Here is a 21,455-nt window from a genome sequence, read left to right as displayed (position 1 = left end):
TTTAAACGGTAAAAGTTTACCCTTAAATAAGTATTAAAATAATGATTTAGTATGGTACTCTTTACCGTAACAGGCCTTTTATTGTTGCTGTTGCTGCTGTTGTTGGATAATCTCCATATAACGTTGGTAACTGTTTTTGGGAGCATCTGATACTATGTTGGTCACGTGAGCTTCGGCTATCATGGCGTCGCTGTTATTCAATACATTCTCATCGTCAACAGAAACAGCCACTTCCAGCTTATGATTTGATGAGCCTTTATAAACTCCTTTAACCGGTGAGCAATCCGAAAAATTGCGCCCTACAGCCAAACGAACGTGGGTTTCATTAGCAATGCAGTTATTGGTTGGATCGATGCCGAGCCAGCCATAATCGGGTAAATAAGCTTCGGCCCATGCATGGGTGGCACCTTCACCACGCATACCATTACGTTTGCTGGTACAGATGTAACCACTTACGTACCGCGCCGGAATATGTACCATACGCAACATTTCCATCAGGATATGGGCAAAATCCTGGCAAACACCAGCTTTTAGTTTCCATATTTCATCCAATTTTGTTTCAACAGTGGTAACGCCCTTTATGTATTCAAAGTTTTCATACACATACTGGCAAAATCGCAGTGCAACATGGTAAGGGGTATCATCATTTTGACTTTGCTGTTCAATAATAGCTTTTAGTTCGTCAATGCCCTCAAAATATTCCTGCTTTAAAAAGTCAATATATGGCACCATAAACTGTAGCCGCTTTAAATCTTCCCATTGATGGGCCGGAAATATGTCATTAACCGGCAGCTCCCTGTGTTTGGTAGTAACCCAAAGTTTAGAGTTAATGGTTAATACTGTATGCGGCTCAGAATAAGTAAAGCTGCCTACTTCGTTGCCATAGTAATCAATGTGCGTATCAACTAGTGGGTTACCGGTAATGGTAAGTTCCTGTTTAATAACATCCTGAAACTGATCTTTTATAGGGAAAAGGATAATCTGATTGGCACTATCGCGAACCGGGCCTTCGTAAATATATCGGGTAATATGCTGGATCTCAAATTCGGGCATCTTTTTTTTCAATTAGTTAATTGGATAATTGTCAAATCAAAATCAGGAGTTTGCAAAGTAGTATTCATTAAGCGCATTTCCTATACCGTATAGTTCCTTTCTTATTTGGGTTAAAAATGAATGCAAACCGTCCTGTTCAATCGTTTTAACAGAACTGTACTTAATACGACTCTGCAACCTGCCTATTTGAAACGACATCTCCCTGAATGTATCAATGTTGCTATCGCTCTTCAGCCTGTCAAAATATCGTTGTATGTTATTTACTGAATAAATTACTGATCGGGGAAAGTCATTATTCAAAACTACCTGCTCTAAAATGTTGGCCGCTTCAAAACCCTCCCGATAGGTTTTTAAATAGAGTTCGTATCCGCCTAATGATAACAGCAGGTGTTTCCAGTAGCTGGTATCAGTCAACAGATCCGGGTTGTCATTCACTGAACCAAATTTGGTATCCAGTATATCAACTGATTGTATGGCCCGTTCAAGGTATTTGCCGATATTCATAAAACTGCGTCCCTCGCCACGCTCCATGGTAATTTCAATGGTGCCGTAATACAGCATTACTTGTTTAATCAAAACATCAAGTACGCTGATAGGGTCTTCTCGTTGCAATGCTTTTTCAAGCCGGGGTTCTTTTACGGTATGATAATATTCATTTAAACATTGCCACAAATCCTTTGGTATGTGTTCTTGTACGCCACGCGCATTTTCACGTGCCAGGGTAATGATGTTTAAAATGGAATTGGGATTATTTTTCCCTGTAACCATAAATTTTAATACCTCGCGACTATTATTCTCCAGCTTTTCTGTTTCTTCATCATCAGGACCTGCAAATATCCTGATCACCGGTGCCCATGTAAACTCCTGAACCGCATCCTGCGATGATGCATAGTTTATCTTCAACATCCGCAACATACCGTCGCTACGCTCAATATACCTGCTTAACCAATAAAAACTTGCTGCTACCCTGCTTAACATATCTTATAATTTCGGAAGTCGGATTTTCGATTTCGGATTTATTTTTACTTGTTCAATTTTATTTGCTACCTACTATAAACTGCCAACTGCCTCTATGCCAATACCCACGTATCCTTGCTGCCGCCGCCCTGTGAACTGTTTACAACCAGTGAGCCTTCTTTTAGTGCCACACGGGTTAATCCGCCGGGTACAATTTCAATTCCATCAGGGCCGTATAGAGCATAAGGCCTTAAATCGATACGGCGTGGTTTTAGTTCGCCCTGCATGTAACATGGCGCCGCCGAGAGACTGATGGTGGGCTGTGCAATAAAATTACGCGGATCTTTCATTACTTCAATCTTATACTCGTCAATTTCCTGCTCGGTAGCGGCATGGCCCATTAACATACCATAACCACCGCTGCCATTGGTCTTTTTTATAACCATATTGTTGATGTTCTTAAACACATATTCACGTTCATCTGTATGGCCCAATTGGTGTGTGGGTACATTCTTTAGTATCGGTTCCTCGTTAAGGTAATAGCGGATCATGTCGGGTACGTAAGTATACACCGCCTTATCATCGGCCACACCTGTTCCGGTGGCATTTACTATAGCTACGTTACCCTTGCGGTAGGCGCCCATAATACCGGCAACACCCAACATACTTGCCGGGTTAAACACCAGCGGATCAAGAAACTCATCATCAACACGCCTGTAAATTACGTCTACCTGCTGTAAGCCGGTGGTGGTTTTCATGTACACTTTGTGATTGTTTACCACCAGGTCCCTGCCTTCAACCAATTCAACACCCATTAATCGGGCCAAAGTGGTATGCTCAAAATAGGCTGAGTTATAAATGCCCGGACTAAGCAGTACTATTGTAGGATTATGGATTTGTCTTGGCGATAGTGCCAGCAGGTTTTTATATAGTATAGTTGGATACTCGGTAACACTCCTTACGCCGCATTGAGGTAATAAATCAGGGAATAGCCGTTTGGTGATCTCCCGGTTCTCCAGCATGTAGCTCACACCCGATGGAGTGCGCAAGTTATCTTCAAGCACATAAAAAGTACCGTCATGATCACGGATTAAATCGATGCCCGAAATATGTACATAAATATCATAAGGCACTTGCAACTGGTGCATTTCCCGCAAAAAGTGCGGGCAGGAGTAAATAATATCTATCGGTACAATACCATCATTAATGATGAATTGATTGTGATAAACATCTTTTAAAAATAGGTTGAGCGCAGTTAAACGCTGTTTGATCCCCTTCTCTACAAAGGCCCACTCGCTGGCCGTAATAATACGGGGGATGATGTCAAAAGGGAATATTTTTTCAATGCCTTCGCCGCTGTTATACACGGTAAAGGTAATTCCCTGGCTCATGAATAAGCGCTTGGCCAGTTCTTCCTTTTTATTAAGGTCATCGGCCGATTCGCCTGAAATATATTCAATAACCTTGCGATAATGGTCGCGAACTTGAGCTTCGGGGCCATACATTTCATCCCAAACACCTTTTATGGGACTGTATTTATCAAAATAAGCTGATTCGAGCATAAGAAAATTAGGATAATTGATATATGATAACCAGTTACTTTTTTAAAACCGTAATTTATGAAGTGTTTTTGTATAAAAAAGAATTTTTTGGTAATATTTTTAATAATTTTTCAACATAAATTCAATTTACATCTAAATTTAATAATTTTTTTAATCTAATTTTAATAGAAAAGATGCTTTTGTGATGAAAAAATAATTGTTTAGTGCTTCTTAATAATGGAATAATAAGCAATTAGAGGTGTCCTTCCTTCCCAAGGTAAGGGCAGGATAGGACTGTAAGAAAAAAGTACGCTCAATAGTAAATTTAGGGTAGGGTACAGAGGCTTTATCTTGTTAGATATACCTGGGTTTTCTATTTATTCTTCAACAATGCCTCTACTTTTTCGGCAGTTAAGCTCAATCCATCAGTAACTACCGTTGCTTTGGTATAAAATGGTTCTCTTTCAATTAATTTACCAGCAATAAAAGCTACCAGTTCTTCACCATGTTTTTCGCGCAGCAGGGGGCGTTCTTCTTTTTCATTTTCCAGGCGCATAGCCAGGGTTTTGGGCGATAGTTTGATATAAACCGATTTGCCGTGCGCGTTCATCCACTCCATATTATCAAAAAAGCAGGGCAGCCCCCCGCCTGTTGATACCACCATGTGCTGATGATAATCAGTTTGTTTTAATACTTCTGATTCAAGTTTGCGGAAGGCATCTTCACCAAATTCGGCAAAATATTGAGCTATGGTCATCCCGGCCTGAGCTTCCAGCACATGATCCAGATCCATAAAGGGATAACCTAAACGGTTAGCCAGCTTGCGCCCTAATGTAGTTTTACCACATCCCATAAAACCGATCAGGAATATAATTCCTAATCCGCCAGGAGTGGTACCCGTATTAATATCTGCAACTAATTTATTTTCTGAATTACTCATTCTTAAAACCTCTAATATAGTCTCCAGGCTACTATGATCTATGAACCATCAACTATGAACTAATTAAGCTTCACCCTCGGATCAATCCAAACATAAATAATATCTACCAGGATATTGATCACGACAAATATAAAAGCAATAAACAGGATAGACCCCATTACTACTGGGAAATCCGACATTTCCAGTGCGTCTACAGTTGTTTTACCCAGTCCATTATATCCAAATACGTACTCCACAAAAAACGAACCGGCCAGCAATGAAGCAAACCAGTTGGCAATGGCCGTAATAACCGGGTTCAGCGCATTTTTTAAAGCATGGCGGTAAATAATGGCATTTCTGCTTAATCCTTTGGCTTTTGCCGTGCGGATATAGTCCTGCCCTAAAACATCCAGCATGGCATTGCGGGTAAGCTGTACAATAATGGCCAGCGGCCTCAAAGCGAGAGTAACCATAGGTAGGATAAGGTTGCGCCATGCAATTACTTCACCTTTAAAGGGATCATAAGTATATAAACTACCAGACATATCCAGCCCCGTATATTTACTAAGCTCGAAACCAAAGACCCAGGCAATGATGATTCCGGCAAAAAAAGACGGCGCCGATACGCCAAGGGTTGAAAATCCGATAGCCAGCTTATCAATCCAGGTATTTTGATTCACGGCGCTTATCACCCCTAAAAAAACACCTATAATAATAGCAAAAAACATGGCTGTAGTTGCCAGTACCAGGGTGTTGGGGATTACCTCCAGCAGTAATGCTGCTACTTCTTTATGGGTTTGGTATGATCGCCTTAAATAGGGCCATTTTAAGGCCAGTACTTTAGTTTTTGATACAGCAAATAACCTAACGTAGTGATAGCGTTGCTGCTCTTCCTTATTGTTTAAATGAATACCAACCGGCGAAAGATCATTGATGTAATAAGCAAACTGAACGGGTACTGGTTTATCTAACCCAAATTCTTTGCGTACAGCTTGTAATGACTGTACGTCTGCACGTTGTCCCTGTGTCATCCGGGCCGGGTCGACAGGGAGAATGTTAAATAAAAAAAACACCACTACCACAATACCCAGCATTACTGCCAGCCCGTAAAATAACTTGCGGATGAGGTAGCTAATCATAGTTTATTTACCAAAGTATTGTTTCACCAGTTCATCGTATTTAGGTATAGAATGATAATGCCATTTATTAATCACCGTCCCGTTCTTTAATAACAGTATTCCCGGATTAGCGCGTACCATTGATTTTAGTGGTACTTCATCAGCATAAAAAATCTCCAAAGCTAAATGGTGCTTTTTACTGAATGCCTCTGCGTATGGGCCCGCGTTAGAGGTTAGTAATACTGTGCGGATATTATACCCTTCGGTTAAATTGATGGCCAGGGCATTTAACCTGTCTATAGCAGCAGTATCTGTTTTGTCCAGATCATAAGCCACAATCATCAGGTTATAAAAAGGATTAGATAGCAACTCCTTGGTATAGTCATTCTTTTGTGCATCCTGAATAGAAAGGTCAACAATTTTAGGTGTAAAACCCTTTTTTATCAACTTGCTTTCTGACTGACCAATTGCCACCCAGTCATTATCTTTCCAGATACCTGTTTTTATGTAATCGGCATCGGTCATAACTTTGGTTTCGTGTGTTTTTTTGTTTTTTAGGTTGTAGGTTAGCTCAAACTGATCAGGCTGGGCACCCGGAGGCGTTTTCATTTCATCCGGAAGGTTAGCGCCAATTTTATAAGGTAAAAAATCAATAAAAGGTAAAAAGTTGTAAGTGTATAAGCCGATTGCTAATGACACAACGGTTGCTGCAATTAATAACTGATCGCCCGTTTTGGCAATAAATACCGGCTGAATTTTCTTCCGGTTGATAAACAAAACAATGATGAGCAATAGCAAAAATAAATCCTTGCTGAATGATTGCCATGGGGTAAGCGGTATGGCATCGCCAAAGCAACCACAGGTTTGTACCACCTTAAAAAAGGCAGAGTAAAAGGTTAGAAACGCAAAAAAGATAATTAGTAATAATAACCCCCAGGCTACTTTAACCGGGCGTACACCAATCAGTAAGGCAAAGCCTAAAATGATTTCCAGTGAGCATAATACAACGGCTATAATAATCGATAGCCCATCTAAAAATGTGATATGGAATACTTCAAAATATTCTTCCAGCTTATAGGAAAAGCCCAGCGGATCGTTAATTTTAATTAATCCCGAAAAAATAAAAAGTAGTCCTACAAAAATTCTTGCAGCCCAAACCCACCAGGCAGCGGGTGTATTGTTAATTTTGTCTTTCATTTTATATTAAAATGTTGTAACGTTGAAAAGTTGGAATATTGCAAGGTTAAATTATTAAATAACGTTTCAACATTTTCAGCTCTAAACATAGTAACAACTCGTGACTAAAGATACATTTTTTCGTAAAAAGGCAACTTTAAATGCAGGCGGCAAGCTGCTCGATTTAAGTAGCCCTAAAGTGATGGGGATTATTAATCTCACCCCCGATTCCTTTTTCGCAGGCAGCAGAAAACCAAGCACTGAAGAAGCGTTGCGACAAGCAGAGAAGATGCTGAACGAGGGCGCTGATTTTTTAGATCTTGGTGCTTACTCGTCGCGCCCGGGTGCTGAAGATATTTCTGTGCAGGAAGAAACTGATCGTTTGCTGCCTGTTGTGGAGTCTATTGTGAAGCAATTTCCGGAAGCCATTTTATCCATAGATACTTTTAGAGCGAAGGTTGCCGAAGTTGTTGTGGAAGCGGGTGCGCATATTATTAATGATATTTCGGGCGGCCAGTTGGATGCTGATATGTTTGCTACTGTTGCCCGTTTGCAGGTGCCTTATATTTTAATGCACATGCGCGGTACGCCCCAAAACATGCAGCAGCAAACGGAATACGAAGATGTATTTGCTGAGGTTTACGACTACTTTGCCAATAAATATTATGAACTGAAGCAGTTGGGTGTGCATGATGTAATTATTGATCCCGGATTTGGCTTTGCCAAAAAGCGGGAGCACAGCTATGCTTTAATGAACCGCCTGCAGGATTTTAACTTATTGCAACTACCAATACTTATAGGTATATCCCGCAAAAAAATGATTTACGGAACATTGGACATTACCGCCGCCGAGGCACTGAATGGTACCACTGCCCTAAATACCATAGCCCTGGCAAAAGGTGCCAATATTTTAAGGGTGCATGATGTTAAAGAAGCTGTAGAGGCTGTTAAGATTTGGGAAAGGTGTCAGTAGTTTCTTTGCTTTTTAAAGTGAAGGATATCCAATATCTATCCAACCAACTCCATTACCTTTAAAATAGCATCCACATATTCGCGGTTATTGGCCAGGCGGGGTACTTTATGCTGACCGCCAATTTTACCACGCTCTTTCATCCAGTTAAAGAAAGTGCCTTTAGGCGCATTTTGAACAATAGGACGGCGCAGGGCCATGTCTTTAAAGCGTTTGGCATCGTAATCGGAGTTAACACGGCGCAGGGTTTCGTCCATTATATCAATAAAACGCTCAAATTCGGCCGGGCGTTTTTCAAATTCTATAATCCATTCATGTGCACCGCTGCTATCGCTATTAAAATAAACAGGGGCGGCGGTATAATCGCGGATAATAGCACCGGTTTGCTGACAGGCTTCGTCCAGTGCACGCTCAGCATTATCAATAATCAGCTCTTCGCCAAAAGCATTAATAAAATGTTTGGTGCGGCCGGTTACCTGTATCCTAAACGGTGAAAGCGAGGTGAATTTAACAGTATCGCCAATCATATATCGCCAAAGGCCGGCATTAGTGCTGATGATGAGGGCATAGTTTTTATCCAGTTCTACTTCATCAAGGGTCAATGTTTCAGGATTTTCCTTCAGTACATTCTCCACCGGTAGAAATTCGTAAAAAATGCCATAATCAAGCATCAATAACATTTCGCCGGGTTCGCGGGTATCCTGTATCCCAAAAAAACCTTCGGAGGCATTGTAGTTTTCCAGGTAATACATATCATCCTTAGGAATCAGCTTTTTAAACTGCTCACGATAAGGAGTAAAGTTTACTGCACCATGGAAATACATCTCCAGATTGGGCCATACTTCCAGCAGGTTTTTTTTGCCGGTAATTTCCAGGATGCGTTTAAATAGTAAGATGTTCCAGGTAGGTACGCCGCTCAGGCTGGTTACATTAACGTCTTTGGTGGCATAGGCCATTTTTTCAATCTTTTCCTCAAAATCTTCCAAAAGGGCAATATCCATGTGTGGGGTGCGGTGAAATTCGGCCCACAGCGGAAGGTTTTTCATTAGTACGGCGGACAGATCACCAAAAGAAGTATCCGGACTAAGCTGGCTCACCTGGTGACTGCCACCCAGTGTTAATATTTTACCCGTAAACATACGGGCATTAGGATTATTATTAAAGTAGATGGTAAGCAGATCTTTACCGCCCTTAAAATGGCATTCTTCCAGCGCCTCTTCACTTACCGGGATAAATTTACTCCTGTCGCTGGTGGTGCCTGATGATTTGGCAAACCAGCGGATTTCTGAGGGCCATAAAACATTCTGCTCGCCCCGTAGCATCCTTTCAATATAGGGCTTTAATGAATCGTAATTTTGAATGGGTACACGTTCCTTAAAATCATTCAAACTCAGAATGCTTTTGTAGCCATACTTTTTACCCCATTCTGTTTTCTCGGCACCTGATATGAGTTGTTCAAACCATTCCTCCTGCACTTCGTTCGGGTATTTCATAAAAAGCTCAATCTGATGAATGCGCTTTTTCATGAACCAGGTAAAAACAGAGTTGAAAATGGTCATAAGCTTTTGCTATTTGATATGGTCAAAAGTTTTTCGCTTCAATACAAAGTTTGCACCCAGATAAACCTTTCTCACCAATTCATTAGCCGCCAGCACTTCGGGCACACCTGATTCTAATATTTTCCCTTCAAAAAGCAGGTAGGCCCTGTCTGTAATAGATAAGGTTTCCTGTACATTATGGTCGGTAATCAAAATGCCTATGTTGCGCGTTCTTAACTTAGCAACCATGGCTTGTATCTCTTCTACCGCAATAGGGTCAACACCGGCAAATGGCTCATCCAGCAAAATAAAATTAGGCTCGGCGGCCAGTGCCCTTGCAATTTCGGTACGGCGGCGTTCACCACCCGAAAGCAGGTCTCCGCGATTACGGCGCACTTTATGCAAACTGAATTCATCAATCAATTCTTCCAGTTTATCCTTTTGCTTCTCCTTGCTCATTTTACCCATTTCCAGCACCGCTTTTATATTATCCTCAACAGATAGTTTACGGAACACTGAAGCCTCTTGTGCCAGGTAACCGATTCCCTTTTGTGCCCGGCGATACATAGGGTCGGTAGTAATATTTTCATCATCCAAAAATATCTGCCCTTCGTTAGGTTTTATCAAACCCACAATCATATAAAATGATGTTGTTTTGCCTGCGCCGTTTGGCCCCAGCAAACCCACTATTTCACCCTGGGCTACATTGAATGATACATCATTTACAACGGTACGCTGCTTATATTTTTTTAATAAATTATCTGCTCTTAGAATCATTTTATTGTACGATTACACCGATTTAATCTGGTTTCACCGATTGAGGTTATTGTTTTTAATATTATTTTCTTCTTCCTGATCTCTAATCTCCAACCACTAGTCATTAAATCGAATCCCTTTTATATTTAATTGTATAGTGCGCCGCTCTTTCCAAACGTTTTCTTCAATAGAATAACAAATATCAAAAGGTACATCTTTTTTTATTTGGGAAAGATATTCACCATGGTTAAACGCTATTGCATCAAACCCCGGAGATCCTTCCTGTATTACGGTCATTTTAATATGGTTAGCGCCTACCAATCCTGCGCTACCGCTAACATACACATTTTTACTTAGGAAAACCGGTGACATATTTTCGGGCCCAAACGGTGCAAACTGGTTCAGTACCCTGAAAAATTTAGGTTCCACCTGGCTTAAACGTAATTCTGCGTCAATTTGTATCTGTTGTATTAATTGTTCGGGTTTTATGGTCGAACTCACTACTTCTTCAAAGCGGGCCATAAAGGCTTCCACATTTTCGGGATGCATGGTAAGGCCGGCTGCATATTTGTGTCCTCCAAACTGAATCAACAGGTCACTGCATCCGCATAAAGCCTCATACAAATCATATCCTAAAACAGAGCGTGCAGAACCCGCCACATGCCCGTTTGACCGCGTAAGTACTATAGTGGGGCGGTAATATTTTTCAGTTAGCCGTGAAGCAACAATGCCAATAACCCCTTTATGCCAATTCTCATTAAATACCATGGTTGATTTCCGGCCAATCAGGACATCATCATTATCAATAATGCTCAACGCTTCGTCGGTGATAGATAGGTCATGCTCTTTACGCTCGATGTTCCTTACGTTTATAAGCTCGCTTTTTTCTTTAGCTGTTTCTTCATCCGCTGCAATCAGCAATTCAACCGCATGCTTGGCATCATCAATGCGCCCGGCCGCGTTAATACGTGGACCCAGTAAAAAAACCACATCTGAAATGGTATAAAAGTTTCCCCGACCAGCAACATCCATCAGTGTTTTAACACCGATGCAGGGGTTGGTGTTTATTTTTTGCAAACCCAAATGAGCTAGTACACGGTTTTCACCGGTTATATGTACAATATCGCAAGCTATACTTATGGCAACCAGATCAAGGTATGGGGTTATATTTTCAAATGGGATATCATTTTTTTCGGTATATGCCTGTATCAGTTTAAAACCAATGCCACAGCCTGATAATTCCTGGTAAGGATATTCACAATCATCTCTTTTGGGATCCAATATAGCTACGGCGGCTGGTAATTCTGCTCCGGGTAGGTGGTGATCGCAAATAATGTAATCAATGCCTTTAGTGTTGGCATAAGCCACCTTATCAACCGATTTTATGCCACAATCAAGCGCTATAATCAGCTTGAAGTTATTTTGCTCAGCGTAATCAATACTGGCGGTGGAAATACCGTATCCTTCTAAATAGCGGTCGGGAATATAATATTCCAGTTTATCGTAATAGTTTTTAAAAAAGCCATATACCACAGAAACGGCGGTAGTGCCATCCACATCATAATCGCCATAAATTAAAATCTTTTCGCCTGCAGCAATGGCAGCTTCGATGCGTAAAATTGCTTTCTCCATGTCCTTCATCAGGAATGGATCGTGCAGGTGCCGCTGATCGGGCCTGAAAAAAAGCTTTGCGGCATCATAATCTTTAATGCCCCTGTGTATCAGTAAAGTACTTAAAACGGAATCAATATTCAGGGCGGCAGCCAATGCACTTACTTCTCCATCATCAGCCTTATCCCTTACAGACCACCGTTTATTCATATCTTTGTGTAATAAAAACAGTAAAGATAGATGAAATTGTGATTAGTGAGTAGGGAATTGTGAAGGATGAAATATTGTTTTTAATGTATGACTTGATTTTTAGAAAGATAACAGATTAATGAAGATTTTTGCTTTAGGCGAGGGATCATATTCGGTTGATGCAACCAAGAAGTTTATTCCTTTTAATCCCGAAACAGACAACTATCGTGAACGCCCGGCTTCGCTTTTTATACATGTAAATCCATTTTTAATTAAAACCGATACCGACCTTATTGTACTGGATACCGGGTTGGGTTATAAAAATAAAGATGGCGAACTCATTATTCACCGGCATATCCGTAAGGCTGGTTTTCAGCCGGAGGATGTAACTTTAGTTTTAATGTCGCATTTGCATTATGATCACTCCGGAGGTTTGGTAGTGGAGCATAATGGTAAACTGGTACCCAGCTTTCCGCAGGCAGAGCACGTTATACAAAAGGGCGAATGGGAGTTTGGAATGAGTGGTAAGTCATCATCATACCATAAAGAAATATTCGAGGCATTGGTTAATCGTGTCAATATCAATTTTGTTGATGGTTCTGGTCAGTTGCAAAATGATATCAGGTATGAATTATCAGGCGGCCATTGTCCTTTTCACCAGGTATTCTGGCTGGAAAAAGGCAGTGATAAAGTATTTTTTGGTGGCGATGAGCTTCCTGAACCAGAGCAACTGATCCGTAAATTTATAGCCAAGTATGATTTTGATGGCCGTAAAGCAATGCAACTGCGCGAAGAATATGGAAAAATAGCTGCTGAAGAAGGCTGGACCTGCTTATTCTATCATACCAAATCTTTATCAGTTGGCAAAGTAAGCTATCTGGATGATCACTTTAAGATTGATCCTGCTTAAGCGGGGTCCTCTACTTTAAAAAGATCAATAATTTTTTCGACATTAAGCGGTTTTGATATAAAATCTTTCACCAGTGGGTAAGAGCGGGCCTTATTTATGTCATTACTAAATACTGAAGAGGAGATGATAAAGATCTTGGACTTACCCAAAGGATCAATATTGAGTCGTTTGTACTCATCCAAAAACTCCCATCCGTTCATAATAGGCATGTTAATATCGAGCAGGATATAATCAGGAAGTTTATTAGGGTCTTTCTTTTGAATTTCAAGTAGTTGCTCTATAGCGAATTTACCGTTCAGACAAGCCATAATCTCCGTATTTAATAAAGCTTTCTTTATTAGTTTTATGGAGATGAAGTTATTTATTTCATCATCATCAACAAGTAAAACACTAACAGCCCTGTTATTAAAATTCATGTTTTGTATTTAAGATTTCTTTATACGGCTCGAAATTATAAAAGTTTTCAGCTATTTAAAATGTTACTGCAATAGAGCTTTAGGGAATTGGAAACTCTATTAGGCAGGTGAACTTAATATAGCCGCCAATTAATTGGAAATTACTAATTAAAAGTAATATTTTAGACTGAGTATTGCAATACCCATATATGAAAAAAATAATCTTACTCTTTTTTATAGCAAATTGCTTGTTTATAGCGGCTAAAGGCCAAAAAACGAATGAAATTGATTTAAAAACACAAGGACTTACCAAGTATAAAGGCTATTTTAATTTTTACTGGGACGAGAAAACCGGCCGAATACTGCTGGAAGTTGATAATTTTAACTCAGAGTTTCTATATGTTAACTCTCTGCCTTCAGGAATTGGTTCAAATGATTTGGGTTTGGACCGGGGGCAAATTGGCAATAGCCGCATTGTTAAGTTTATTAAAAGTGGCCCTAAAATATTACTCATACAGCCCAATTATGCTTACAGGGCGGTAAGTAACAATGCCGATGAACGCAAATCAGTTGAAGAGGCATTTGCCCAATCGGTAATTTGGGGCTTTAAAGCCGAGGCCCAGGATGGAGATAAAGTACTGATTGATTTTACTCCGTTTTTGCTTCGTGATAGCCACCATATTGCTTATAGATTAAATAGTGGTAATCAGGGTAGTTATAATGAAGATGAATCGCGCTCGGCAGTTTATTTGGCTAATACGAAAAGTTTTCCTGATAATTCGGAGTTTGAGGCGACAATAACTCTAACAGGCAAAGCTAAGGGAGGGGAGATAAGTTCGGTAACGCCCGATCCGGATGCCGTTACAGTGCGTATGCATCACTCATTTATTAAACTACCTGACGGCAATTATAAACCACGCAAGTTTGATCCCCGTTCGGGATATTTTGATATATCATACCTGGATTATGCTACGCCGATGGATCAGCCTATTGTTAAACGCTTTATTGCCCGCCATCGCCTGCAAAAAAAGGACCCGACGGCTGCTATGAGCGAACCTGTACAACCCATTGTTTATTATGTTGATCGCGGTGCCCCCGAACCGGTACGAACAGCATTAATAGAAGGTGCTTCGTGGTGGAACCAGGCGTTTGAAGCTGTCGGCTATATCAATGCATTCCAGGTGAAGTTACTACCCGAAGATGTTGATCCGATGGACATTCGCTATAATATCATTCAATGGGTGCACCGCTCTACAAGGGGATGGTCATACGGTGAATCTATTACCGACCCGCGCACAGGCGAGATTATTAAAGGGCAGGTATCATTAGGCTCCCTGCGCGACAGGCAGGATTTTTTGATTGCCGAAGGTCTTTTACAACCTTATGAAGATGGTAAACCTGTAAGCGATGCCATGATGAAACTGGCTATTGCCCGTTTGCACCAACTGGCAGCACACGAAGTAGGGCATACACTTGGCTTGCAGCATAACTTTGTCGCCAGTACCAACAACCGTTCTTCAGTAATGGATTATCCGCCACCTTATGTAGCCTTAAATAATGATGGTAGTATCGATCTTTCAAAGGCTTATACTACTGAAATTGGTAGCTGGGATAAACGAGCCATTTTATTTGGCTACCAGGATTTTCCTGTAGGGACTGATGAAGATGCTGCGCTGAAAGATATTATGAGCAATACGCTTAAACAAGGGCATTTATTTATTACTGATGAAGACGCCCGCCCCGCGGGCAGCGCACATCCGCTAGCCCATTTGTGGGATAATGGCACCAACGCAGCAGATGAACTGAATCGCCTGATGGGGATTCGTAAGCATTTGCTGGATAACTTCTCAGAAAAAGCCATTAGGCAGGATGCACCTATGGCTACTATTGAAGAAGCCTTAGTGCCTATTTACCTGTTGCAACGTTACCAGGTAGAGGCTGCCTCAAAAATGCTTGGTGGTATTTACTATACTTATGCCATTAAGAATGATGGACAGATAACCACCAAATTTATAGCACCGGCAGAACAATGGAAAGCCTTTAACGCCCTGATGGCGACTATCAGCCCTGATGCATTGGCAATCCCTGAAAAGCTGATTGAAAAAATACCACCGCGCCCTGTGGATTATCCACGTACCCGCGAGCTGTTTAAATCACATACCGGACTTACTTTCGATCCTATTGCAGCAGCTGAATCATCGGCAGGTACTACACTAGCCTTTATGCTTAACCCGGAAAGGGCTGCAAGGTTGGTAGAATACCACGCCAGGGATAACGCACAGCCAGGACTAATTGCGGTTTTGGATAAACTGATTGCTCAAACCTGGAAAGCACCGCAACAAAGCGGTTACAAAGGTCAGTTACAAGCCCTGGTAAACGGTTTAACTTTAAAACAATTGCTTACTTTGGCAGCGGATAACAGCGCCCCCGAAAGTGTAGGCAGCATAGGCTTACTGGAAATTGATAACCTGAAAAGCTGGATGATCAATTCGGTTAAAGCCTCATCAGGTGAGCATAAAGCTAATTTGCTTTTTGGACTGGAGCAGATTAGCCAGTTTGAGAAAGACCCGGCTAAGTTTAAGCCCTCGCCAGTGCTGCCTATGCCGGATGGAAGTCCGATAGGGGAGTGATTTTGAAATCCGATTGAATTTCAATAAATACAAAAACAGAAAAAAACTATGTCAGCACCTATTATAGTAGGAATATTGTCGTACGGTATGTCGGGCAGGATATTCCATGCACCGTTTGTGAGTACCAATCCAAACTTTAAGTTTAAGGCTATTGTAGAGCGGCACGAAAAGAAAGCAGCTACCCGCTATCCGGATGTTATTAGCTATAATAGTATAGATGAGTTATTAGCTGATGATGAAATTGAACTGGTTATTGTAAATACACCCAACAATACCCATTTTGATTTTACCATGAAAGCGCTAAATGCCGGTAAACACGTACTAGTTGAAAAACCTGCCGCAGCAACAGGTGCCGAGGTTAAACAGATGTTTGATCTGGCCCGGAAAGTAAACCGACACTTAATGGTTTACCATAACCGCCGTTGGGATAGTGGTTTTGTACTTACCAAACAGGTAATTGAAAGCGGCAGGCTTGGTCAGCTGATTGAAGTTACTTTCCGGATGGACAGGTTTAAAAGAGCTATTAGCCCGAAAGCTTTTAAGGAAACTGCATCAACTCCGGCCAATGGGGTGGTATATGATTTGGGATCGCACCTGATTGATAATGCGATCAGTTTGTTTGGCAGGCCATTGAGCTTTACCAAAACAACTGGTATTTACCGCGATGGATCACAGGTGCCTGATTATTTTAATTATCACCTTAAATATCCCAACCAGCTAAATGTGTACCTAACTGCCGGGCTTCTATTGGCTGAAGCTTTGCCGGGCTTTGTTGTGCAAGGTACTCAAGGGGTATTTAGCAAAGAACGTGGCGATGTACAGGAAACCCAGCTGGATAAAGGCATGCTCCCAACTGACCCGGCTTATGGCTGGGAACCTGAAGGCAGCGATGGTAAGCTGGTTATAATGGACCTGGCAAACAAAAGATGCGAAGAATTACTAAAAGCGCCAAAAGGTGATTATACAGATTTATTTAATGATATATATCATACTATCCGCAATAATGCGTTATACCCCGTATTCGAAGAGCATATTGCCTGGCAAATGGAATTGCTGGAAGCTTAAAAATATCGTAACTATGCCTCAACTGAAATTCAAATAAAAACAATGAAAAAACTATTATTCTTTTTCGGCCTCATAATAGCTGCGGGCTGTGCGAATGCGCAATCAACTAATCCCCCATCTTATACGCCGCCGGCTACTATCCCGCCATACCATATTTTAACAACTGATAGTGTTTATAATACGCCAGCCAATTTAAAAAAGAACAAGGCCGTAATGATCATCTATTTCTCGCCCGATTGCAGCCACTGCCAGCATTTAATGTATGAGCTGAAGCCTAAAATGGATGACTTTAAAAACGTGCAGGTAGTAATGATCACCTTTGCTGAGCCGCTAAAAGCATCGCAGGTTTTTTACCGCGATTTTGATTTGAAAAAATACCCCAACTTTACGGTAGGTACCGAAGGATATACCTATGTGGTACAACGTTTTTACCAGGTTCGCACTACACCTTATATTGCTTTGTATGACAAAAACCATAAACTGGTGAAATATTTTGATAAGGCACCTAAGGCAGATGAGATTGCTGATGCAGCGAAAAAGTTATAAATAAATCGAAATTAAAGGGAGTTAGCTTTGAAAAGATCAAGGCTAACATCCTTTTTTAAGTAATAGAATATTTACTAAGTGCCGGTTTCTTTATCAAATAAGTTACACTTAGGCTGTAGGCTATAAAATAAAAAAAGGTGATTTTTGCGGCATGAAATTGACCTTATACAAATTAGTTTTTTACACCCTTTTATTATTTTCATTTTTTGCTGCTAATGCACAACAGGCAGCAACAGGAGGCACCATATCGGGTAAATTGGTGGATGGCGCCAATGGTCAGCCGCTTGAACTCTCAACCGTAACCTTGGTTAACAAAGCCGACAATAAACAGGTGCAAAGCATGCAAACCGACCTTAATGGTGGTTTTACCCTTACAGGGGTACCTAATGGTTTTTACTTGCTGCGTGCTTCTTACGTTGGCTATTTAACTTATTTAAAAGATAGTATTGCAATTACCCCAGCAAAAAGAGTTATTAATCTTGGTAATATAAAATTACGCCAGGGCAAAGGCAGTTTGCTTAAAGAGGTAGTGGTATCGGCACAAAAGAGCCAGATACAGTTGGGCCTTGATAAAAAATCATTTAATGTTGATCAGAGCCTGGTAAGCCAGGGAGGTTCAGCCACCGATCTGTTAACCAATGTACCATCGGTACAGGTGGATGTGGATGGTAATGTGAGCCTTCGCGGATCATCAAACGTAAAAGTGTTGATTAATGGAAAGCCATCAGCCTTAACAGGTGGCGATCTTGCAGACATCCTGCAGTCAATCCCTGCAAGTGCTATCGAAACCATTGAGGTAATTACCAACCCTTCATCTAAATATGATTCGGAAGGTGACTCAGGCATCATCAATATCGTATTAAAAAAGAATGTTCAGAAAGGCTTTACGGGCAGTGCATCAGCGTCTGCAGGTACGCAGCATACCTATAACGGCACGTTTAATATCGCCTATCAGAATAAAAATATTAATGTTTATACTAATTATAGCTATCGCCAGGGCGATCGTGTGGGAAATGGTTCGGTTGATAAAACTACTTTTCTGGATAATGGTTCGATACAAACACAGGATCAGACTGCTAACCAAAGCTTTACTTTTAAAGGGCAGAATATCCGCAGCGGTATCGACTTTAATATCGATCCAAAAACAACCATCAGCTTTACCAATAATATCAATATTCGTAACCGCTACCGTGATCAGTACGGTAATACTTCAATTGTTAACGACTCGTTATTACAGCGTATCGACCAAAATAACCTATCTAACGGACATGGTACCAACCTTGACTTCACTTTAGATTTTGACCATAAATACAAGAAAAAAGGCGAGGAATGGACCGCTACCTTAGGTTACTCGAGCGATAAAAACAATAACTTTGATAATTTAAATAGTGATTACGAGTATTTTTACCCGGCGTCGACCTTTAATTCGGTACAACACAATACTACCGATGGTTGGCAACATAACTATATTGCACAGTCAGATTTCACACTGCCTTTAACGAATGGTAAACTGGAAATGGGTTTAAGGAGTACCATTAATAACAACAATACCAATTACATTTCTGATACGCTGAATACAGTTACCGGTAACTATGATTACAACCCGTTTTTGTCGAACGACTTTCTTTATAAGGAAAATATTAATGCTGTTTATACCAACTATCAGCACGATTTTGGAAAATTCAGTATTCAGGGTGGTTTAAGGATCGAAGATGCTAATATCCGTACTCAGCTTGTTGATAGTGCTACTACCAACCACAAACAAGATTATTTCAGGGTATATCCAAGCTTGTTCCTGACAGATAAATTGTCTGAAAATCAAACACTGCAACTAAGTTACAGCAGACGTGTAACCCGGCCAAACAGCAGGCAGTTATCACCATTTATTGATGAGAGTAACCGCTTAAACTATCAGCAGGGTAATCCATACTTGTTACCTGAGGATACGCACTCGTTTGAGCTAAGCTACATTAACTACTGGAAAGCAGTTACCCTTACTTCGGCATTGTATTATCGTTTAACGCTGGATAACATACAACAAATAACCACGCCACTTACACCGCATAATCTGGATACTACATTAACCCAATACCAGAATATAAAAAGTGCATCAAACGCAGGTTACGAGTTGATTGCTAAGGTGAGCCCAAGTTCATTGCTTGATTTAACTGCCAACCTGAATATTTACTACAAATACATTGTGGGTGACCCTACCTATGGTATTGCTACTACTTCGGGATATTCATGGAATGGTAATATTACCGCTAACATAAAGCCGCTAAAAAAATTAGGCATCCAGATCCGTGCTGATTACCAGGCACCGCAGGTAATTCCACAGGGAACTATGAAAGCCATATATGGTGTTGATGGTGGCGTACGCTACGATTTAACCAAGAAGCTAAATTTAAGTGCCAATGTGCGCGATATATTTAATACCCGCAAATATGTATCGGATATTAACTTTAGCCCCGAAATTAATGCCACACAGGTGTCGGACAGGAGGTTTAATACCCGTACAGGCGTAGTAACCCTGGCTTATCGTTTTGGCAATAACGGTGTTCCGCAAAAACGCAACAAGAATAAAGATAAAGACCAGCCACAGGATCAGCAACAGGATAATCCTGATGATGCTGGTTCGCCTGGCCAAGGCGGTGGTGCACCAGCTGGTGGCAAACCTGCCGGGGGTAAAGGATAAAAACAATCACATTTAAATAGAAATGGCCAGTTGAATAAATCAACGGGCCATTTTTATTTAGGTCGAAATGTTTATCAGGTTATCTTAAATAAACGCCATCTTCTTCACCTTCTTCATCCAACACAACATCTACATGTTCTTTTAATACGGTGGAGAGGGCCATACCGGCAAAATCGGTAATCATGGGGAACTTTTTATGGTTGCGGTCAATCAAAACTGCTGTACGAAGCTTTTTGAGTGGTACATCACGGAAAACACCAAAGCCATAGGCAAGGGTTTTACCACTGTTTAATACATCGTCAACCAAAATAACCACTTTGTTGCTGCAATCATTTACATCAAAATCAATAGTTGCTTTAAGGCTGCTGCTTTGCTTGTCAAGCTCAATGCCAATAAATTTACTTTTAAAGGGAGCAATTCCATCCAGGATGTCTTTTATGCGATGCGCAATTTTATCACCGCTGGGAAGTATACCTGCAATCAGGATCTCTTCTTCATCAAAATTATCTTCCAGTATCTGGTAGGCAATACGGTCAATCTTTTGCTGTATCTGCTGGTGGTTTAATATGAGAAGATGTTTTTCAGTCATTTTGCTAAAACGTTAAAAAGCTAAAATTAATGATAAATGAAGAAAGTACCGCTTATTTAGATTTCTTTAATTGGAGATTTTTTTATTGGCTCTTGCTGTGATAATACTAATGGTTGTAATAACACCTGTTATCATACAAATTAAAAAAGCGATTACTAATAATAACGAAGCATGTCCAAAATCAATATAAATATGATGATCTCTTAATGTTTGATGAGTTTCATTAAGTATATCAAAATACAAATAGGTAGCATAAAAATAGAGTATCACAAATAAAAATACCAACCAGGGTGATTTTAACCTGATCATTTTTATCCTGAAATAAAAGGATGCCATTAGATATAAAAGGTACACTAAAAGAATAATGAAATAGTCCATATTGGGATTATTCCTTCACGTAAGGATAATAAACAAAATTAGCACCTTCGGGAGTCACTACAAATACGCACATAAAGTCGTGCGGGTTTTTGTACGAATTGATGAAGCGGTCCTTCAGTATTTCTTTAATTACGCCTTTTTCTACAAACTCTTCCAGGGTAGAGGCATGGATGCTCCATTCGGTATTCAGGTCATAACGGTTAAGGATCATCTCACCTAAGCTTAGTTCATGCTGGTGGGCTATAAAGATAGGATAGGCAGAAAGTCCTTCAACCATAATTTCTACTGACACCTCACGGATAGATTCGTTAAAGAATTTCAGATCTTTCTCCAAACTCAGCAGCGGGCTTTCCTTTTTTGCGCCCTCGTTATTTCTTTCTTCGTTAAGTAATTCTTCCGGTTCCATTATGAACGCCGAT

The 21,455-nt window shown here is 40.6% G+C and carries 19 protein-coding genes; 6 read left to right on the top strand and 13 right to left on the bottom strand.

Features of this window, described 5'->3' with window-relative positions; translation table 11 throughout:
- Nucleotides 1–78 precede the first annotated feature (78 nt).
- The 6 genes from JN11_RS06180 to JN11_RS06155 form a co-directional block, all read right to left on the bottom strand.
- Complete coding sequence (locus JN11_RS06180; RefSeq protein WP_144910738.1) at nt 79–1,053, bottom strand: transglutaminase family protein; 975 nt, start codon at nt 1,051–1,053, stop codon at nt 79–81.
- A 42-nt stretch (nt 1,054–1,095) separates the two neighbouring features.
- On the bottom strand, nt 1,096–2,031 hold the full coding sequence (locus tag JN11_RS06175) for an alpha-E domain-containing protein (RefSeq protein ID WP_144910735.1): 936 nt from the start codon (nt 2,029–2,031) through the stop codon (nt 1,096–1,098).
- Nucleotides 2,032–2,123: 92 nt separating this feature from the next.
- On the bottom strand, nt 2,124–3,572 hold the full coding sequence (locus JN11_RS06170; protein WP_144910733.1) for a circularly permuted type 2 ATP-grasp protein: 1,449 nt from the start codon (nt 3,570–3,572) through the stop codon (nt 2,124–2,126).
- Between the two features lie 352 nt (nt 3,573–3,924).
- Nucleotides 3,925–4,491: a shikimate kinase gene (locus tag JN11_RS06165; protein WP_144910730.1), complete on the bottom strand. Its 567-nt coding sequence runs from the start codon at nt 4,489–4,491 to the stop codon at nt 3,925–3,927.
- Nucleotides 4,492–4,550: 59 nt separating this feature from the next.
- A complete protein-coding gene (locus tag JN11_RS06160; protein WP_144910727.1) occupies nt 4,551–5,609 on the bottom strand; it encodes an ABC transporter permease in 1,059 nt (352 codons plus the stop codon).
- A 3-nt stretch (nt 5,610–5,612) separates the two neighbouring features.
- A complete protein-coding gene (locus JN11_RS06155) occupies nt 5,613–6,785 on the bottom strand; it encodes a BT_3928 family protein (RefSeq protein ID WP_144910724.1) in 1,173 nt (390 codons plus the stop codon).
- 100 nt (nt 6,786–6,885) lie between these two features.
- Between JN11_RS06155 and folP the strand changes: the two genes are divergently transcribed.
- Nucleotides 6,886–7,737, top strand: coding sequence for a dihydropteroate synthase (folP, locus tag JN11_RS06150; RefSeq protein ID WP_144910722.1), 852 nt, complete (start codon nt 6,886–6,888; stop codon nt 7,735–7,737).
- A 35-nt stretch (nt 7,738–7,772) separates the two neighbouring features.
- Here folP and JN11_RS06145 read toward each other — a convergent pair whose 3' ends face one another.
- From JN11_RS06145 to recJ, 3 genes are all read right to left on the bottom strand, one after another.
- Complete coding sequence (locus JN11_RS06145) at nt 7,773–9,293, bottom strand: GH3 auxin-responsive promoter family protein (protein ID WP_144910719.1); 1,521 nt, start codon at nt 9,291–9,293, stop codon at nt 7,773–7,775.
- Nucleotides 9,294–9,302: 9 nt separating this feature from the next.
- Complete coding sequence (gene lptB, locus JN11_RS06140; protein WP_144910716.1) at nt 9,303–10,049, bottom strand: LPS export ABC transporter ATP-binding protein; 747 nt, start codon at nt 10,047–10,049, stop codon at nt 9,303–9,305.
- A gap of 96 nt (nt 10,050–10,145) precedes the next feature.
- Complete coding sequence (gene recJ / locus JN11_RS06135) at nt 10,146–11,849, bottom strand: single-stranded-DNA-specific exonuclease RecJ (RefSeq protein WP_144910714.1); 1,704 nt, start codon at nt 11,847–11,849, stop codon at nt 10,146–10,148.
- A gap of 118 nt (nt 11,850–11,967) precedes the next feature.
- On the opposite strand from recJ, the gene JN11_RS06130 reads away from it, so the two are divergent.
- A complete protein-coding gene (locus JN11_RS06130; RefSeq protein WP_144910711.1) occupies nt 11,968–12,738 on the top strand; it encodes an MBL fold metallo-hydrolase in 771 nt (256 codons plus the stop codon).
- Here JN11_RS06130 and JN11_RS06125 read toward each other — a convergent pair.
- Nucleotides 12,735–13,154 (bottom strand): response regulator, encoded by a 420-nt coding sequence (locus JN11_RS06125; protein WP_144910708.1) that lies wholly within the window; start codon nt 13,152–13,154, stop codon nt 12,735–12,737. The genes JN11_RS06130 and JN11_RS06125 overlap by 4 nt on opposite strands.
- Before the next feature lie 188 nt (nt 13,155–13,342).
- On the opposite strand from JN11_RS06125, the gene JN11_RS06120 reads away from it, so the two are divergent.
- The 4 genes from JN11_RS06120 (at nt 13,343) to JN11_RS06105 (ending at nt 20,069) form a co-directional block, all read left to right on the top strand.
- Nucleotides 13,343–15,763 carry a zinc-dependent metalloprotease gene (locus tag JN11_RS06120; RefSeq protein WP_144910705.1) on the top strand — a complete coding sequence of 807 codons (2,421 nt, stop codon included), beginning with the start codon at nt 13,343–13,345 and terminating at the stop codon, nt 15,761–15,763.
- Nucleotides 15,764–15,811: 48 nt separating this feature from the next.
- Nucleotides 15,812–16,828: a Gfo/Idh/MocA family oxidoreductase gene (locus JN11_RS06115; protein ID WP_144910703.1), complete on the top strand. Its 1,017-nt coding sequence runs from the start codon at nt 15,812–15,814 to the stop codon at nt 16,826–16,828.
- 42 nt (nt 16,829–16,870) lie between these two features.
- On the top strand, nt 16,871–17,374 hold the full coding sequence (locus tag JN11_RS06110; protein WP_144910700.1) for a TlpA family protein disulfide reductase: 504 nt from the start codon (nt 16,871–16,873) through the stop codon (nt 17,372–17,374).
- Between the two features lie 151 nt (nt 17,375–17,525).
- Entirely contained in the window at nt 17,526–20,069 is a 2,544-nt protein-coding gene (locus tag JN11_RS06105; protein WP_144910697.1) for a TonB-dependent receptor domain-containing protein, read from the top strand.
- A gap of 79 nt (nt 20,070–20,148) precedes the next feature.
- On the opposite strand, the gene JN11_RS06100 is transcribed toward JN11_RS06105, so the two are convergent.
- From JN11_RS06100 to JN11_RS06090, 3 genes are all read right to left on the bottom strand, one after another.
- On the bottom strand, nt 20,149–20,658 hold the full coding sequence (locus JN11_RS06100; RefSeq protein ID WP_144910695.1) for a phosphoribosyltransferase family protein: 510 nt from the start codon (nt 20,656–20,658) through the stop codon (nt 20,149–20,151).
- Between the two features lie 66 nt (nt 20,659–20,724).
- A complete protein-coding gene (locus JN11_RS06095; RefSeq protein ID WP_144910692.1) occupies nt 20,725–20,994 on the bottom strand; it encodes a hypothetical protein in 270 nt (89 codons plus the stop codon).
- A gap of 49 nt (nt 20,995–21,043) precedes the next feature.
- Nucleotides 21,044–21,442: a hypothetical protein gene (locus JN11_RS06090; protein ID WP_144910689.1), complete on the bottom strand. Its 399-nt coding sequence runs from the start codon at nt 21,440–21,442 to the stop codon at nt 21,044–21,046.
- Nucleotides 21,443–21,455 lie beyond the last annotated feature (13 nt).

Source organism: Mucilaginibacter frigoritolerans, from assembly GCF_007830615.1.
Classification (GTDB): domain Bacteria; phylum Bacteroidota; class Bacteroidia; order Sphingobacteriales; family Sphingobacteriaceae; genus Mucilaginibacter; species Mucilaginibacter frigoritolerans.
The sequence above is the reverse complement of the archived record's forward strand: the minus strand, read 5'-3'. Positions and strand labels throughout refer to the sequence as shown.

Bases quoted from the DNA above. Each gene is read 5' to 3' on its own strand.
- lptB (WP_144910716.1), bottom strand. From the start codon at position 10,049: ATGATTCTAAGAGCAGATAATTTATTAAAAAAATATAAGCAGCGTACC.
- JN11_RS06090 (WP_144910689.1), bottom strand. From the start codon at position 21,442: ATGGAACCGGAAGAATTACTTAACGAAGAAAGAAATAACGAGGGCGCA.
- recJ (WP_144910714.1), bottom strand. From the start codon at position 11,849: ATGAATAAACGGTGGTCTGTAAGGGATAAGGCTGATGATGGAGAAGTA.
- JN11_RS06155 (WP_144910724.1), bottom strand. From the start codon at position 6,785: ATGAAAGACAAAATTAACAATACACCCGCTGCCTGGTGGGTTTGGGCT.
- JN11_RS06175 (WP_144910735.1), bottom strand. From the start codon at position 2,031: ATGTTAAGCAGGGTAGCAGCAAGTTTTTATTGGTTAAGCAGGTATATT.
- JN11_RS06115 (WP_144910703.1), top strand. From the start codon at position 15,812: ATGTCAGCACCTATTATAGTAGGAATATTGTCGTACGGTATGTCGGGC.
- JN11_RS06125 (WP_144910708.1), bottom strand. From the start codon at position 13,154: ATGAATTTTAATAACAGGGCTGTTAGTGTTTTACTTGTTGATGATGAT.
- JN11_RS06095 (WP_144910692.1), bottom strand. From the start codon at position 20,994: ATGGCATCCTTTTATTTCAGGATAAAAATGATCAGGTTAAAATCACCC.
- JN11_RS06165 (WP_144910730.1), bottom strand. From the start codon at position 4,491: ATGAGTAATTCAGAAAATAAATTAGTTGCAGATATTAATACGGGTACC.
- JN11_RS06105 (WP_144910697.1), top strand. From the start codon at position 17,526: ATGAAATTGACCTTATACAAATTAGTTTTTTACACCCTTTTATTATTT.
- JN11_RS06120 (WP_144910705.1), top strand. From the start codon at position 13,343: ATGAAAAAAATAATCTTACTCTTTTTTATAGCAAATTGCTTGTTTATA.
- JN11_RS06170 (WP_144910733.1), bottom strand. From the start codon at position 3,572: ATGCTCGAATCAGCTTATTTTGATAAATACAGTCCCATAAAAGGTGTT.
- JN11_RS06110 (WP_144910700.1), top strand. From the start codon at position 16,871: ATGAAAAAACTATTATTCTTTTTCGGCCTCATAATAGCTGCGGGCTGT.
- JN11_RS06145 (WP_144910719.1), bottom strand. From the start codon at position 9,293: ATGACCATTTTCAACTCTGTTTTTACCTGGTTCATGAAAAAGCGCATT.
- JN11_RS06100 (WP_144910695.1), bottom strand. From the start codon at position 20,658: ATGACTGAAAAACATCTTCTCATATTAAACCACCAGCAGATACAGCAA.
- JN11_RS06180 (WP_144910738.1), bottom strand. From the start codon at position 1,053: ATGCCCGAATTTGAGATCCAGCATATTACCCGATATATTTACGAAGGC.
- JN11_RS06160 (WP_144910727.1), bottom strand. From the start codon at position 5,609: ATGATTAGCTACCTCATCCGCAAGTTATTTTACGGGCTGGCAGTAATG.
- JN11_RS06130 (WP_144910711.1), top strand. From the start codon at position 11,968: ATGAAGATTTTTGCTTTAGGCGAGGGATCATATTCGGTTGATGCAACC.